The following is a 16,542-nucleotide window of genomic DNA, read 5'->3' as shown; positions in this document are numbered from 1 at the left end:
CTTTGTATGGGAATAGGACAAGCAGGTACTAAAGCAGAGTGATCACCCTGACCTGAATTTACACATCGCCCCAAAGGCCATATACTGGCAAATGAAATGAAGAAAGAAACAGGGGATATATAATGGATGCAGTGCTCCATCTGCTTAGATGCCCGATTTGCGTCACCGAACTGACACATCATGAGAAGAGCTTGCGCTGTGTACATGGGCATAGCTTCGACATTGCACGAGAAGGTTATGTTAATTTGCTGCGGAAAAAGGCCGGTATGGGTGATAGCAAAGAGATGCTTCAGGCGCGTCGTGCCTTTCTGGAAGAAGGATACTACGCTCCGCTTGTCAAGGCGCTTCACCAGCAACTTGAATCCATCTCAGAGCAGGAACAACGCCCGCTGACAATGCTGGATGCAGGCTGCGGCACTGGCTATTATCTGGCACACCTGCAAGCTGCGCTTCATACAACAACCCTCGGTCTGGGCTTTGATATCTCAAAAGAGGCCATTCGTCTGGCCGCTCGCCAATACCGCGAGACGTTCTTTTTTGTTGCCAACGTCAAGGAGCATCTGGTACTTGCGGATAATGCTATCAATATCCTGCTCAACATCTTCGCGCCCCGTAATATCCCGGAGTTTGCTCGCGTGCTGGTTCCCGGGGGCTTGCTCGCAATCGTCATTCCAGGCGAATACCATCTTCAAGAGTTGCGCGACGCATTGCATCTCCTCTCCATTGAAGAGCAGAAGCGCCAGCACATTCTTGAGCAATGCGCTCCATACTTCCAACTTGAGGCAACTCAGGAAGTGACCTACCGCCTGAGTCTACCCCATGAGAGCCTGCTTCAATTGCTCATGATGACACCAAATTATCATCATCTCAACGAAGAGCAGTATCGCGCCATCCGGCAATCAGGCTCTCAAGAAACGACTGCTGACTTTCTCTGTCTCATCTTACGGAAACGCTAATAGACCACCAGCAGGATGATCTATGACATATAACCAGCGTCCATCAGGTTGACGTCTGACAATCTCAGCAGTTACGCCTCGCACAAGTATTGTCTCATTCTCAAGGATCTGGAATTCTGCCTGTAGCAAGGCAATATCTTCAGTGACAAAGGCGTATCGATTGATTGACACCATACGACCGGGCAACTGTAGCAAGCGGCACAGATCGTCTCGAATCGCGGCCAGGCCAACATGAGGAACGCCTTCGGGTGAAACAAGGCAGGCATTTGCTTCATAAAGCGAAAGCAGATTCTCGATCTTGCCAGAATTGAAAGCCCGCGCAAAAGTGCTATTCATCTGTTCTGGTGAGGTGACAATAAAAGGATCTGACATAGCAACTTCCTTTCTCTGACGATTTCCCAATTTCAGATTGAAAGTATGTGCGATAATGCGTGAAGGCACAAGTACGCAGAAAATGCTGCCATAGTCAGCTCAAACTGACTGGCTGGTAGTGAGGAGAGATAGTAACATGCCCTATGAGCACAGTCTTTATGGGTGTCCGGTTGATGCGACACTAAACGTCATTAGCGGAAAATGGAAACCGCAGATTCTCCGCTTGCTGTTTCAAGGGACCCGGCGTTTCGGAGTGTTACAGCGCAGCATACCCGGGATTTCGCGGCACGTTCTGACAACCCAATTGCGAGAACTGGAACAAGATGGCATCATCCAGCGCACAGTATTCGCGGAAGTGCCCCCCAAAGTAGAATACTCGCTTACAGAGTTCGGCAAAACACTGGAACCCGTTCTGACAGGACTTCTGACCTGGGGAGAGCATTATATCCAGCAACAGGACAAACAAAAAAGCGCCACCTGAAGCGGAGACCGATCAGATGGCGCAACCACACACCAGATTACAGAAAAGGTTATTCTTCAACGGCTCCTAGCGTGCGCAGCATTGCTTTTTGAGCGGACGATAGACCTGTTATGCCCTTGATAATCATGTTCTCATAGGGACGCTCACTTTGTAGCGACCGCAAGCAATTGCCTGTTTTCACATCCCAGAGTTTAATTGTGCCATCATAACTACCGCTGGCAATCATGTCACCAAACGGGCTGTATGAAATCGAATAGATTCGGCGAGCATGCTCAAAGCTTGCCCAGATCTGTTGGTTCTCCTTCCAATCCCAGAGCCGAACACTGTTGTCATCGCCTCCGCTGGCAATGTAGCGGCTATCAGGGCTGAAGGCAACAGACCAGATCCAGAGGGTATGGCCTCGCAATACCCGTATACACTCACCTGTCGCCACAGACCAGATCCGGATAGTCCTATCATCACTACAGCTTGCCAGCAAGGTTCCATCCGGGCTAAAAGAGACTGAACGTACTCGCTTGGTATGACCATGCATCTCAAAGAGACAATGATAGTCAGGGATATCCAATTTCCAGACACGCACTACCGTATCTTCACCACCGGCTGCAACCAGATCACTGCCTGGTGCAAACGCAACAGACCAGATACGGCTTAATCCCTGCTGGACAATCCCCAGACACAGGCCAGTCTCCACCTGCCAGAGCCGCATAGTCTGGTCATCGCTTCCACTAACCAGCAAGGAGCCATCTTGATTAAAGGCAACCGAGCGCACCCAGTTCGTATGCCCGGCCAGCGTGCGAATACAGTAACCGGTTCTGGGGTCCCAGATACGAATAGTCTGGTCATCACTACCGCTGGCAAGCAAGTTTCCTTTAGGACTATACGCAACGGTGTAAATCCAGGTGCTATGCCCCTGCAAGGTTCTCAGGTTCCGGCCAGTCTCTACATCCCAGATGCGAACGGAGCGGTCATCGCTGCCACTGATCAGTTTGGTGCCGTCTGAACTAAAACTAACCGCTCGAATACGACTACTGTGACCCTGTAATGTTTTAAAGCATAGCCCATCACCGGTATTCCACATTCGGATGGTTTGATCGTCACTGCCGCTGACCAATGAATTGCCAGAAGCGCTATACACAATTGACCAGACACGATTCAGGTGACCATGCAGTGTATGAACGCACTCACCACTCTCAATGCTCCAGATACGGATAGAGCGATCATCACTGCCACTGGCGACCATACGCCCATCAGGTGAGAACTTTACCGGCCAGATGCGCCCGGTATGCCCGGTAAATACACGGAGCATTTCGCCGCTCTCGATGTCCCAGATGCGCACAACCTGGTCTTCACCGCCACTGGCAAGCAAGCGTCCATCCGGGCTGAAGGCAACCGAGTTGACACGTCCCTTATGTCCCTGAAAGACATGGATACACTCGCCGCTCTCAATGTCCCAGAGCCGTACTGTATAGTCGCTCGAAGCAGAAGCAGCAAGCCGGCCATCAGTACTTCTTGTAACGCACCAGACACGGCTTGTGTGTCCACGAAGCGTTTTGAGGCAATCACCGGTGTATACGTTCCAGAGCCTGATTGTCATATCATCGCCAGCACTCAACGCTTGCTTCCCATCCGGAAGAAACACAACGCTGCGAATTCGGTTCTCGTGTCCATGCAAGATACGTAAGCACTGCGTGGTACGAGTATCCCATAAACGAAGCGCCTGGTCGTCGCTTCCGCTCAGCGCAACCGTTCCATCTGGACTGATATCGACTGAACGCACCCAGTCCTCATGCCCATGACACACCCCTAATGGGGCACCAGAGTGCGTGTGCCAGAGTCTCACTTCTCCATTTGCGGTACCAGCCACCGTTAAGGTTTCATCGGCCCCTAGAGCAATAGAGAGAATACTACCAAACGTATCTGTAAACACACAGTTCTCTAACTGGGCATAAGAGAAATCGACCTTTTGCAGATATGAATCACGGAGGTATGCATTCCGAACACACAGATTAGAAAAGTCATATCCGGTTAGATCAACTTTCAATTGGATTAAGAGATTGAGTATATTCCCTGCTGCATACTCCGGCGTTTGCGGGCGCTTCTCCCGCAAATATGCAAGCATGTTCCGGAGCTTCCGTTCACACTCAATCTTGCCAAAAGAAGTCAACAATAGCTTGATCACCGGTTCAAGGAAAAGACGAACCTGGTTATTTCGGATATGATCTTTTGCCTGCGCTTTTATCAGAGCATGACTTGCCAGAATTTCAAATTCCCCGTTCTCAATTTCCTGGCAGACTTTCGAAACCAGAACATCAGTGACATACTCCATAATCACCGGCTGAAGTGTGAAACGAGCTCCACTGCTGCTCTCGATCATTGAGCGATGCCGCAGAGAATCCAGAGCGCTTAATAACAAGCGTTTAGGTACAGGGCGTACGATATCGCGGGAAATGTCTTTCAAGGATACAGGCTCACAGGCAAGTGCAAACCAGTAGATCAGCTCGCGCTCCTGGGCAGATAAGCGATGGAACTGTCCATCTATCAGATCATAAATATCACCGATTACAGCTCCGCGCTCAGCAAGAAACTCCGCAATCTCCCCTCCAAACAGCTCGCTAATTGGTCCAGCAGCCAGTTTGAGAGCAAGCGGATTACCGGAATACATCTGGACAAGCTCATTGAACTCCTCCTCGGTTCCGATCAGGTTCCGTTCCTGCAAAATCAAGCGGCCTTCCTCTAGACCAATACCGGAGAGGTGCCAGACCCGTACCTCATTTCCCTCTAAGGCTTCAACCTCCACAGGTAATTCACGGCTTGTTAGCAAAACACAACTTTGCAACGAACTATTCGAGCCAACAAAATGGAATAGCTCACCATAGCCTTCATATCCAGCCTGATAAGAACCATGCCCCTGCTCAAGGCTCGTTGCGCCAAGTTGAAGGCCACTCTTGAGAATCGTTTCTATATTATCCAGCACCAGCAAGCAGCGATGATTTTGTAAATATTTGCCGAGAAGCCTGATCCGCTCCGAGAAGCCCTTTGGCAGCTCAACGCGTTCTTCTCCAGCTAAAAAGCGGATACAATCATTCAGGTATTCGTCAGGAGGCAGAGCATTTTGTAATGTCCGCCAATATACAAACGCAAACTGGCTCTTTACCTCCTCTTTGAGGCGAGTAGCCAGTACTGTCTTGCCGATGCCCCCGATACCCAGAAGCGTGACAACTCGGCAGCGATCATGTACCAACCACTTACGAAGTTCTATCAGTTCGCTCTCACGCCCATAGAAAGTATGCAGGCGTGGCGCTTCATCAGCATACTCGACGAATGAACGTGCAGGCTTATTGCCGACCTCAGGAGCATTTGCCTCTTTTTTTGCCTGCACTACCAGCGGTTCGAACTGATCGCTTTTTACGCTCTGTTCCTTCCGCATATTATCCGGGGAACGTTCATCACGTGATAGCGTGCCTGAACGCATCCCAAGAGCCTCTTCATATGCTCTGATCAGCTCCAGTGAGGGTTGACCATGCCCGTTCTCAACGGAGGAAAGACGCCCTTTTGTATAGCGAATCAACTGTGCCATTTTTGAGAGCGAGATGTTTTTTTCTTGACGCGCTAGCCGCATTCTAGCCCCAATGGCATTCTGTTCTGTCGAAACCTTTTTCTCTTTTCTACCCATGGTGCTTATTCCTCCCACTTCAAAGTATAAAACAAACTTGAGAAAAACAAAATAGTTTTCCCGGGTAAAATACAATAGTTTTATAAAACAAAATAGTTTTCTCAATATAAAAACTATACAGAAAAATATTGCAATTTACCGTTCTTTTATGTTATTATTGTTTTGTAATCGAAAGAAACAAAGAAACAAAGAAAAGTGGGTACTACCGGGGTAAAAAGATATTTTTTTCTATACTAGAAGACGCTTCAGTTTTTCTTCTCAAAAATAAAAGGAGAACAACAATGTCAGGAGCCAGCCCCGTAAGCCTCAATACATATAATCGCTTTCTTGAAGCACATCTTGTCTATATCCGTGAGCAAGTCAGCCTGAATGTTCAGATCTACTTTCGGGGCTGCTCACCGGAAATCTTGAAATGGCTTATCGACGATATCATGCAGGAGCTGCTCATTAAGTTATGGCAGACCCTTCAGCGGCAAACCATTGAGAATCCCCGCGCGTATATCAGGATCGCGGCCCGTCACGAAACCATTTCGCATCAGCGTAAACGAAAACCCGTTTACAGACTGCATACAGACGACAATGGAGAAATCTATCAAGGAAACCTGATCGGTCACTATAACAGCATTGAGCCTGACCCGGGAGAAATTGTTGAACAGGAAGAAAACTTGCAACAATTCCTGGAAGCTTTGATTGACGCCATTCAAAAGCTCCCTCCTATTCAACGGAAAGCAATGCTCTGCTCATTAAAAACGCGTATTGACAACCCGATCCCATTGAGAGAGGCATGCAACAAGCATAACATCAACCTGGATGCAATACATTGGCCAGCTAATCCACGCGAGCTACAAAAAATTCGTGCATCGGTCACAATAGCCAGGAAAAAGCTGCGTCTTGTTCCTGCATTGGCAGGGAGCTGATACCGATATTGAAAATTGTTTTCATCAGAAAACAATTCAATAAAACAATAGACATTATTAAGTTGAAGTCAGGGATACTATAGTATATAATAAAAACAATTATTTGACTTGTACGTCATAAAGAGAGGGAGCACTCCCATGTTACAAGAAGAGAAAAACTACAAAGATGTAGAGTCTCACGTTAAAATAGAGAAAGGCGTACTACGGGAGCTTTTTTCCAAAGAAGCTGCTCTCAGAGAAGAGGCTTTCCAGAAGCTTCATTCCCGGCTTGGGCCCTTACACGAAACCTTTGAATGGTTCTTGCAGGCAGAAAAGAGCATTCAACCCCCAGACACAGAACAATTAAAGAAGCTCTTCGATTCCTGTAGCGATCCTGATAGATCACCAGAAGAACTACTGGAAACCCTGTACGCGCTGGAACCCGGCAACAGTATCGGCTTTCAACAGATCAACATGCTTGTCGATCACTTACGGGGGCGCGTCTGGAACTATGCCAGAGAAAAATACTCCTTGCAGGTGGAAGAGATCGAACCACACGACCACGTTTTTGGGAGTGGTGGTGACTTCTGTAAAACACTGCATGCCAGCACAGCAGCAGCTATTGTCGCTTCAACATTTATTCCTATCTGCAAAACAGGCACCTCAAATGTCACCTCCTGGCATGGAAGCACCGAGGCAATGACAACGCTTGGTTATACACAGCTACCCGTTCATACAGCAGATATCAACCGCGAGCTAGCACAATCTCGCTTCGCCTTTATTCCGCTCTCTGCTCTGGGTTTCCCCTACTCTCCAAACTTACGGCAGGCCCGTAAAAGACTCTGGGAACAGGCAAGCAAGATACTTAAGGATCGACAAGAGGCAAAAAAGCTTTCCTGGCAAAAGACAATCAGAACAACACCTATTCCAATGGATATCTTTAAGATTGTCTCGCCAAACGCACAGGTATTGAAACCCAGACATCATAGTACTGGCGTATGTAGCCCTTATATGCTCCCGTATGTGCTTTCTCTCTATCTCCATTTGAACAGTCAGGGAATCATTGTTTTCAGCTATGACGGCATCGATGAGTTTTCTACCGCATCCAGTGAGCCGGGTGCAAACAACCTGGTCATCCAGGTCCGCGAACATGATGTTCTCATTCTGGAATGCGGTCCCGAAGCGCTTGGGCTCAAACGCTCCCGCATAGAAGATATCTCGGAAAAAGACCTTGAGACGACACGTGATGTCCTTCAGAACATCTTTGCTGGCAAGGAGGAAGGCGCCAAACAGGATTTCATTGTTGCTAATGCAGCCCTGCTTCTGGTCGCGAATGGATACAAACAGCGGACAGAGGAACACGAAGAAGCACAAGAGGAGAAAAGTTTACAGGAACAACTATGGAACGCAGTTACCCGCGTACGGGAAGCGATTCAACATGGTGAAGTTAAGGAGCACTTCGAGAATGTGCTGCATGCGCATTTTCAGCCAGTACTGTAACCATTTCGCAGGACTTATCTTCCTTTTCTTATGCTTTATCCACCAGCAGAGGACTATGAACAGGAGCTCTTATTGAACTCGTTCATAGTCCTTCGTTGTTGGATATGTTTTTTAGGGAAGTGCACTGAGTTCCTTGATCGTTTTCAATGCCTCTTCTCGATGCATTTCAGCATCAAACTGCGAGTTAAAAATGTGGCGTATGATCCCCTGCTTATCAATCACATAAGTAACACGCCCGGGAATTAAGCCAAAGGTTTTGGGCACATTATAGCGCTTGCGCACCTCTCCCCCTTTATCGCTCAACAACAAAAAGGGAAGCTTGTAGCGCTCACGAAAGCGTTGATGCTCTTCAACCGAATCCGAGCTGATCCCGATGACCTCGGCTCCTGCCTGCTTGAACACCTCATAGCTGTCACGAAACGCACACGCCTCTTTCGTACAGCCGGGGGTATCATCTTTCGGATAGAAGTATACAACAACATATGTCTTCCCCAAAAAATCGGAGAGTCGTACCATTTCTCCTGTCGTTGCAGGAAGTGCGAAATCAGGTGCTTTATCACCTACCTGAATCTTCGAGCCCATACTTCTCTGCTCCTTTAGTTCGCAGCCATTTCCTCACGGACACGCTCGACAACCTGCTTGAGTACCTCATAGGGCTGAGCACCCGAAACCAGATACTTTCCAGCAAAGATCAGCGCGGGTACAGCCTGCAAACCATATTCTTCAGCCTGTTGATGATCAGCCCAGACAGCCGCAGTGTAGTCTGTCTCTTCTTCCAGCGCGCCGAGGAAGGCATCGCCATCCAGACCCACACTGATTGCAAGCTCTCTCAGTACCTGCTTCTCCCCGATAGGTTGGGCATGCCGCCAGTAGGCATTCATCACAGCTCGATGATATGCATCGCCTTTGCCCTGCGCTTCAGCATATTTCGCTCCAACCAGGGCAGGCAGGCTGTTTGTGCCAAAGGGACCGGCATTGATCTCGATCCCATACTGTTCACGAGCCATCTGCTTGAGGCGTCCCTGCATACTTTCGATCTGGGCTCTCTTCTCGGGAGAGATGGGAGGCGAGCCAGGAGGATGTAATAAAAATGAGTGCCACTGCACTGTCACGTTACATTCTTGTTTGAGCTTCTCCAAACTGGAGGCTACGAGAAAACAAAATGGTCACACAAAATCGGACCAGACATCAATGTGCACTGGTAAAGTCATGCTTCTCTTCCTTTCGATAAGTAGCTTACACTATTCTAGCACATTGATGCAGAGAAAGCTGGATCAGTGGCCACCTCCCGTTATCTGTAGGCCGATCACGCCTGCAACGATCAAGACAATAGAGAGCAGCTTAAGCAGGTCACGCGACTCACCCAGAAACAGAATACCTATCAGGACAGAGCCCGCTGCGCCAATACCAGTCCACACCGCGTAGGCCACCCCTACCGGCAATGATTTGACCGCCTGCGATAGCAGATAGAAGCTCAAAACGGCAAATGCAACCATCCCGATACTGGGCCAGAGCCGGGTAAAACCCTCGCTCAATTTCAAAAAGTAAGCCATTGCAACTTCAGCAAAACCAGCAATAACAAGGAGTATCCAGGCCATAAGGATTATACCCTCCATTCCTCTTTCTCATACCTTCCCAATTACTATACCGTCTGGACGGTACATTGTCAAGGGAAGGAAAAAAGCCAGCTTGTTTCTGGCTTTTCTCGGAGAAAGTTTTTTTATCCCTGGCGAGAAAGGGATGGAAGGTCCGTCCTCACCATAGTATCGAACAAGTGATGCAAGGTAGCCTCGGGATCAGTACATAGGCCACAATGCACCGCGGAGGGCTGAATAATGGTGCTGCGCGGCGAAACCAGCCAGTGAAAGCGCTCAGACTGGGAGAGCGCAGCAATAGGCCCTCCAGCAGGATCGCCTGCTCCAATGCGCGCCATTGTATCCAGATGTTCCTGTACGCCCTCAACATCAATATGAGGAGCTAACGCCAGCAAGCGCTGGCGATCCAGATGGACCAAAACACCGAGAAAGCGCAAGGTGCGGCTGAATACAATCACGCCCACATTGATACGTTCACCTCGCTCCACCGAGGGCACGACACGGATTAAAGCATAATCATACGAGTTGTGCTCTGGCATTCAGCCCCTCCTGAACAAAGATTTCCGAGTGTTCAAGCCGTTCCAGCAGGTACGATACATACGCTTCCCGATGCATCTCAGGATCGGGATACTGGCTATCACCCTCAAGCCATGCAGTCGGAATCATCTGCGCGATCGCCTCAAGGACCTCCCGTGAGAGGCGCGCTTTCATTCTTGCATCAGCCTCTTGCAATTGGCTTGCGAGCGGCAAAAGCACATGATCTTTAATCGGGCGGAACGGGGAACGGCTGAATGCCTGATACGCCGAACCGCTATGATGGAAGTAGAGCGCAGCACCATGATCGATCAAGAAAGGGCGTCTATGCCATAACAACATATTGGTATTGCGCGGTGTTCTATCAACATTAGTAACATAGGCATCAAACCAGACAATAGCCGAGGCAAGCTGTGCGTCTACCTTTGTGCGATCATTGGCATCAAACGGCAACGAGCCCGGCAAGAAATCCAGCCCGGCGTTCAACCCGGCGCTCTTCTTGATGAGCTCCTGAATCTCGTAATGCGGTTCAGAGCGCCCCAGAATCGGATCAAGTTCAAGTAACACAATTTCAGGGATGGGTAAGCCTAACGCCCGCCCGATCTCTCCGGCCAGCACCTCGGCAACCAGCGTTTTCGCGCCCTGAGCGGCCCCCCGAAATTTTAAGACATACATCCCATCGTCATCTGCTTCAACAATAGCCGGCACTGATCCTCCCTCACGCAAAGGAGTCACATACCGTGTTGCAGTTAAAGTTCGTAGCATTTATCTTTTCCAGTAGCTTTGAAGAAACGATTTCGGCTTTTTCAATCATACTCGAAAGAGGAGGCGAACACAACAGCAGAGGGTTCCCTGATCCTCTCCACTATTCCGCTTTTCTTCGCCTGTCTCCCACCACTGTGCCCTTTTCGCTCTTTTCTACAAAAGATCGAGGCGCAGGAAGCCAGATATAGAGCCATGCGGCCCCTTCAAAAGCAGCCCATAGGTCCTATACCATCTGTGCTACTTTTCCTCTGTTTCAACACTATAAGCGTAAAAATGGTATCATATCCGCAATCCAGATCCAAAAAAGCCCTTTTATGGAATTGAGAGCGCGCGACTCCCCTCTAGCTCACAGGAGAGTCGCATTTGTCTTTCAGAGAGCCTAGAGCTATCAGCACACCATGCTGACAGTTGAGAGACAGAGTGTATCGCTTTATTGTCACTTATCGAGGTAGAAAGAAGCACTATGACGAACGACATGACACTTCTTCACTCATCTGAACACCAGCATCAAGCCCTATCCAGCCAGCCAGTAACGCTTGAGGACGGTCGAAACGATACCGTCGTTTCAGGACAATCACAGATCACGCTGAAGAGCGGCGATGCTTTTCTGGTAGCAGATGTGCACGGTGATCTCCTCGCCTCATACCCGGAGATGGGATTATACTGGCATGGGACCCGTTTTCTGCGCACCTGTCAGCTCTACCTGGAAGGCCGCCAGCCTATCATGCTTTCCCACCATATTGCCAACGAAGGAGACGCCTGTCAGATTGACTCCACAAACGCGACCCTGACCATAAATAATACCCCCATCGAACAGGGCGAAATCCATATCAGTCGTCTGCTTACGTTGCAGCCAGAACAACTCATACAAACTATCACGATCACCAGTTTCAGCCCGCAGCCGCTTCCTGTCACCATCAGCTTCAAAGTTGATACAGATTTCAGCGATATCTTTGAAGTGCGTGGAAGCGTGCGCCCGGAAAAAGGGACTTTACAACCGGCCTTTATTCAGGACTCCACCTTGCACCTTCCCTATCTGGGACGGGATCACATCCAGCGCGAAGTACAGCTCCACTGTACGCCGGCTACTCCCCATATAGCAGAGCAGGTGATCCACTGGCAACTTCTCTTACAGCGTGGGCAGCCAGTCGAGCTTCAGCTTCGCGCCACAATGCATGAGGAAGTCAAAAAGCATTCCATCAAGTCTGTTGCTCTCCCTGCGACGCATACCCTTGCTCAGCCAACAGTACGTACTGATGATCTTCTCTTTAATCGTCTTCTCTTGCGTGGTATGCATGACTTGCAGATGCTCAGCACCATTACGCCACATGGCTTCTATCCCTATGCGGGCATTCCCTGGTTCTCCTGCCCATTCGGGCGCGACGGGCTGATCACCTGCCTGCAATTTCTCCCCTGGTATCCAGAGGTCGTGAAAGGCACGCTACAGTTTCTGGCCGCGCATCAGGGCACCAAATTCGATGATTTCACCGACGAAGAGCCCGGGAAAATGCTTCACGAAATGCGCACCGGCGAAATGGCGAACTGTCGAGAGATTCCCTATATTCCCTACTATGGAAGCGTTGATGTCACACCACTCTTTCTGATCACGCTTGAAGGCTACATCCGTTGGACCAACGACACCGACCTGCTTGAGCGGCTCTGGCCCAACGCTGAAAAGGCGGCTTGCTGGCTGCGAGACTATGGCGACAAAGATGGAGATGGCTTTGTTGAATACCATCGTGCGCGTGAGACAGGGCTGGCCAATCAGGGCTGGAAAGATGCCTGGGACGCTATTTCTCATCAGAACGGGAGCCTGGCAGTCTCCCCGATTGCCCTTTGCGAAGTGCAGGCCTACACGTTCGCCGCCTATCGTGCGATGGGATACCTGGGAAGCCGCCTGGGCAAACAGCAAGAGGCAACCTACTGGGAACAGCAAGCGCAGAAGCTTCAGGAACACTTCTTACAGCGCTTCTGGTGGGAGGAGGAACAAACACTCTATCTTGCATTGGACAAGGAGAAAGAGCCCTGCGCGGTCGTTGCGTCCAACGCGGGCCAGTGTCTCTGGACGGGCATCCTCCCCAAAGAGCAGGCGCAGGCAGTCATAGCGCGACTGATGCGTGAGGATATGTTTAGCGGTTGGGGCATTCGGACGCTCTCAACCACCGCTGTACGTTACAATCCGATGAGCTACCATAATGGCTCCATCTGGCCGCATGATACGGCTCTGATCGGTGCAGGATTCGCCCGCTATGGGGCGCGAGAAGAGGCCGCAACCCTGCTCTACAGTCTTTATCAGGCAAGCCTGTTCTTTGAGCATATGCGCCTGCCAGAGCTTTACTGTGGGTTCTCGCAGCGTCCGGGATTTGGTCCGACACGTTATCCCGTTGCCTGTTCCCCTCAGGCATGGGCAACCGGCGCCCCCTTCCTGCTCCTCACCTCCCTCCTGGGTATGACAGCCGATGGAGAGCAAGGACGCCTCACCCTTGAACAGCCTGTGCTACCACCCTGGCTGAATACGCTTGAAATCAAGGATCTCTATCCGGGGGCACGGCAGGTCCACCTGTACCTTCAGCGCAAAGGCACGACTGTGGAGGTATTTCCGGGCACCCAGAATGAAGTAGAGATTGAGCTGCAGTAGACAATCAGGGTGAGAAAGGAGATTCCTTCTCACCCTGATTTCTATTTGACAAGCTATCAGAGATGAGACATAGTGAACCCAGGAAACGAAAAAAGATGAAGACAGAGAGTGACGTGATGACAACAACAGCATTACAATCAGTTCTGAAGCAGAAACCACTCGGCCTTGTGTTTGATATAGACGGAACACTCAGTCCCATCGCGCCCACACCAGCCGAAGCGCGTTTGTTTCCGGGCATTGACACACGGCTCCGTGAGCTCTCACGCTATGCAAAGATCGCTATTCTGACCGGTCGGGCCGCAAAAGAAGGCGCAGCAATGGTCAATGTTGAGGGGCTGACCTATTTTGGAACTCATGGTCTGGAATGGTGTAACGGCCTTCCTTCCCCCACCAATCTTGTTGAAATCGTGCCAGAAGCGAAAGCCTATATTGAGCCGGGTAACCGCATTATGGACCTGGCTGAGCGGGAACTGGCAAACGAGCCGGGCATTCTCATCGAGCGAAAACAGCTCGGTGGCACCATTCACTATCGACTTGCCCCCGACAAGGATCATGCTCGCCAGCGTATCCTTGACGTTGTCGAAGGACCGGTCGAGCAGGCACATATGCGTCTGGGATACGGCAAATTTATTATTGAGGTTCTTTCCCCCTTGAAAGTGAACAAAGGGGTGGCGTTACGCAGTTTTGCGCAGAAAATGGATCTGCGAGGAGTCATCTTTGCAGGAGATGATCGAACTGATCTGGACGCAATGGAAGCGGTATCTGAGCTGAGACAGGAGGGGATCAGTGGTCTCTCTATTGCTGTTCAACATCACGATACACTTCCCGCACTTCTCAATCAGGCAGATCTTGTCGTCCAGGGTGTGGAGGGTATGGCTGCAACACTACAGGGGATACTGGAGTACCTCAAGCAACTGAACGGTTCCCTCTAGCTTCGGGCTACCCACTCTTCGGTAAGGACGCAAATTGTTTGCGTCCCCCGAAGGCAGTATTGGACTTAGCTGACATTTGCAACGATATTACCGGAAGCATCTCTCTGAACCGTATCAGCTTTTTTCGCCTGCGAGGCTACTGAATATTCAAGCAACTCGTTAATATCGCGAATCTGCCTGGCCAACCAGGCATCAAGATTATTCCGTTCCACAGACTGCCTTACGAACGTGGCTTTTGCATGTCGCTCTTCCTCGGGCAACATCAACGCTTTATACAATGCCTGTGCAGTCTCAATCACGTCAGTCGGGGAGGTTGGAATAGAGCCCTTACCCAACTGCTGGAATGCCCCAACAGTACGGGAGAGAACAAGCACACCATCGCGCTGATTCACTACAGGGCCTTCTTTTGCTACCAGGTTCATACCATCAATGATCGGATTCACCAGAAGGACATCATAGTACTGCATTGCCGCCAGAGCACGCGCGCGGTCGTTCCCCGTAAATGCCTGAATTGGCATCCAGTCATCTGAGCCATATTTCTGATTGATCTCATCAATAATGGCCTGTACCTCTAATGCAGTGCGGCGATAAATGGGGAGAGATTGGCGTGAAGGAACCAGGAAAGCCAGAAACGCAACTTTTCCATGCAATTCCGGGTGCTCTTCCAGCAGCAGATCATAGGCCTGGAAGCCACGAAGTATATTCTTTGTCGGTTCGATACGATCTACGCGCATAATATTATACTCGCGTAAATACTGCTGTATCTCTTTCGCGGCACGCTTTCCGGGAGCACTGTTCACAACACGGCGCTCCTCTGTCACAGAGATCGAAATGGGGTAAGCGCGAGCCTGAGTGCGATGTCCCTGCCACCAGACAGCCCCTTCTTCAAAGTCAACAACGGCCCCATCCAGGATGGTGCGGGCTCCTTCAAGGAAATTGCGTGCATCACGTTCCGTCTGGAAACCGATAATATCATTGCCAACCAGACCGCTATAGATGGCCTGCGCAATATTACTCGGCAAGAAGTGCCAGCAGCGAATATCGGGCCAGGGAATATGAATAAACTGCTGCATAATGATCGAAGGATGTTTCTTCCGAATCATCGAAGAGACCAGATAGAGATGGTAATCCTGAAGCATCACCACAGGCAGGGAGTCCTCACGCTCGATCTCTTCAACTACAGCCTCAGCCAATTCCCGATTGGCCTCACAATAGCCATTGGTCCAGGCGTCCTGGAGCTGTCGAATGTTACTCTGATAGGGATCATACATGTAGTGCTGTAAGAACCAGAGCACCTCATTGCTGATCTTGTCATAATATTTCCGGTACACGTTCTTCTGGACAGGCACATAATGAAGTTTCATGCGATGTCCTCGCACCGGAGAAGGCAAAACGCCTCCATGTTGCTGCATCTCGCGAACCGCAACCCTGTCGCCCTCGGTCATCGTCACAGCAACCCAGGTTACATCCATACTTTTCGCAATTTCGATTAAAGCGGTGACCATCCCACCAGCACCGCGACGCGCCTTGAGCGATCCATCCTGACTAAGTTGGAACTCGACGGGACCACGATTTGAAGCGATAATAAGGCGACGAGCATGCATCAACTGCGGAGGAGCGTCCGTCGTCGTCCGCGTGGGCATAGCATTTCCTTTCTAACAGGTGCTTACTGTTGTTTGTTCTATGACCGCCAACGACGCTTCAATACAGAAGCGAGCTGATGCAAGAAGCATTCTCTTGAAACGGTCTGCTACAGTCTTACACCGATTTACTTACTACGGCGTTACGCAAGGCACCATGTGTAATGTTACCATATGATGAAGTGTAATTACCAGAATTCGATTTCATCAACTGCCTGTAGTCCTTGCATTCCATACCCATAGTAATCGATTGCGTATAGTGTGCAACGATTTCGACAGTACAAATACACACTGGAAGGTATCACTTTATGATACGAATCGATGGTCACATTTAGACTCAACAACACACGGGACCACCGCAGGCCATCATTTAAGATTACGCAGCAAGGTCGTTTCTGGTTGAATCCCGGCATTCCGCGTGCCCTGATGCCGCATCATACCCTGGCAATGCATTCCACCATACTTAAAGGAAAGATTCGCCAGCATGTGAACACAAATCGAAAAACGCATATATGCTTTCTCCATCTTTTCTCAACCCACCTGCTCTCCCCGTTCTGCCC

At 50.0% G+C, this 16,542-nt stretch carries 13 protein-coding genes and 1 pseudogene; 6 read left to right on the top strand and 8 right to left on the bottom strand.

The window, feature by feature from the left end; all coding sequences use genetic code 11:
• Positions 1–122 precede the first annotated feature (122 nt).
• Positions 123–956, top strand: a complete 834-nt coding sequence (locus tag KTH_RS23835) for a putative RNA methyltransferase (protein WP_111324542.1) — start codon at positions 123–125, stop codon at positions 954–956.
• Here the strand turns inward: KTH_RS23835 and KTH_RS23830 are convergent.
• A complete protein-coding gene (locus KTH_RS23830) occupies positions 942–1,328 on the bottom strand; it encodes a YybH family protein (protein ID WP_211326281.1) in 387 nt (128 codons plus the stop codon). The two genes, KTH_RS23835 and KTH_RS23830, sit on opposite strands and share 15 nt — an antisense overlap.
• A 136-nt stretch (positions 1,329–1,464) precedes the next feature.
• Between KTH_RS23830 and KTH_RS23825 the strand changes: the two genes are divergently transcribed.
• The gene (locus tag KTH_RS23825; RefSeq protein ID WP_111324541.1) at positions 1,465–1,809 is read left to right on the top strand and encodes a winged helix-turn-helix transcriptional regulator; all 345 of its coding nucleotides are present in this window, start codon (positions 1,465–1,467) and stop codon (positions 1,807–1,809) included.
• 49 nt (positions 1,810–1,858) lie between these two features.
• On the opposite strand, the gene KTH_RS23820 is transcribed toward KTH_RS23825, so the two are convergent.
• Positions 1,859–5,428 (bottom strand): WD40 domain-containing protein, encoded by a 3,570-nt coding sequence (locus KTH_RS23820; protein ID WP_346268197.1) that lies wholly within the window; start codon positions 5,426–5,428, stop codon positions 1,859–1,861.
• A 335-nt stretch (positions 5,429–5,763) separates the two neighbouring features.
• Here KTH_RS23820 and KTH_RS23815 point away from each other — a divergent pair, with 335 nt between their 5' ends.
• Both KTH_RS23815 and KTH_RS23810 read left to right on the top strand, forming a co-directional pair.
• On the top strand, positions 5,764–6,399 hold the full coding sequence (locus KTH_RS23815) for an RNA polymerase sigma factor (RefSeq protein ID WP_111324539.1): 636 nt from the start codon (positions 5,764–5,766) through the stop codon (positions 6,397–6,399).
• Between the two features lie 138 nt (positions 6,400–6,537).
• On the top strand, positions 6,538–7,878 hold the full coding sequence (locus KTH_RS23810) for a hypothetical protein (protein ID WP_497621431.1): 1,341 nt from the start codon (positions 6,538–6,540) through the stop codon (positions 7,876–7,878).
• 111 nt (positions 7,879–7,989) lie between these two features.
• On the opposite strand, the gene KTH_RS23805 is transcribed toward KTH_RS23810, so the two are convergent.
• The 5 genes and pseudogenes from KTH_RS23805 to KTH_RS23785 form a co-directional block, all read right to left on the bottom strand.
• Positions 7,990–8,460 carry a peroxiredoxin gene (locus KTH_RS23805; RefSeq protein ID WP_111324537.1) on the bottom strand — a complete coding sequence of 157 codons (471 nt, stop codon included), beginning with the start codon at positions 8,458–8,460 and terminating at the stop codon, positions 7,990–7,992.
• A gap of 14 nt (positions 8,461–8,474) precedes the next feature.
• Positions 8,475–9,032 (bottom strand): annotated as a pseudogene (locus tag KTH_RS23800) (DsbA family oxidoreductase); the annotation flags it as partial.
• A gap of 120 nt (positions 9,033–9,152) precedes the next feature.
• Positions 9,153–9,476: a DMT family transporter gene (locus tag KTH_RS23795; RefSeq protein ID WP_111324535.1), complete on the bottom strand. Its 324-nt coding sequence runs from the start codon at positions 9,474–9,476 to the stop codon at positions 9,153–9,155.
• A 122-nt stretch (positions 9,477–9,598) separates the two neighbouring features.
• On the bottom strand, positions 9,599–10,012 hold the full coding sequence (locus tag KTH_RS23790; protein ID WP_111324534.1) for a DUF3037 domain-containing protein: 414 nt from the start codon (positions 10,010–10,012) through the stop codon (positions 9,599–9,601).
• Positions 9,990–10,772, bottom strand: coding sequence for a HipA family kinase (locus KTH_RS23785; protein WP_497621429.1), 783 nt, complete (start codon positions 10,770–10,772; stop codon positions 9,990–9,992). Before KTH_RS23785 ends, KTH_RS23790 begins: the two co-directional genes overlap by 23 nt.
• Positions 10,773–11,247: 475 nt before the next feature.
• Between KTH_RS23785 and KTH_RS23780 the strand changes: the two genes are divergently transcribed.
• Together KTH_RS23780 and otsB are read left to right on the top strand one after the other, a co-directional pair.
• A complete protein-coding gene (locus tag KTH_RS23780) occupies positions 11,248–13,410 on the top strand; it encodes an amylo-alpha-1,6-glucosidase (RefSeq protein WP_497621427.1) in 2,163 nt (720 codons plus the stop codon).
• A 116-nt stretch (positions 13,411–13,526) separates the two neighbouring features.
• Complete coding sequence (gene otsB, locus KTH_RS23775) at positions 13,527–14,342, top strand: trehalose-phosphatase (RefSeq protein WP_497623275.1); 816 nt, start codon at positions 13,527–13,529, stop codon at positions 14,340–14,342.
• A 65-nt stretch (positions 14,343–14,407) separates the two neighbouring features.
• On the opposite strand, the gene KTH_RS23770 is transcribed toward otsB, so the two are convergent.
• The gene (locus KTH_RS23770) at positions 14,408–15,985 is read right to left on the bottom strand and encodes an alpha,alpha-trehalose-phosphate synthase (UDP-forming) (protein WP_497621425.1); all 1,578 of its coding nucleotides are present in this window, start codon (positions 15,983–15,985) and stop codon (positions 14,408–14,410) included.
• Between the last annotated feature and the right edge of the window lie 557 nt (positions 15,986–16,542).

It is taken from the genome of Thermosporothrix sp. COM3 (assembly GCF_059696735.1).
This window is presented reverse-complemented; position numbering and strand designations above follow the sequence as displayed.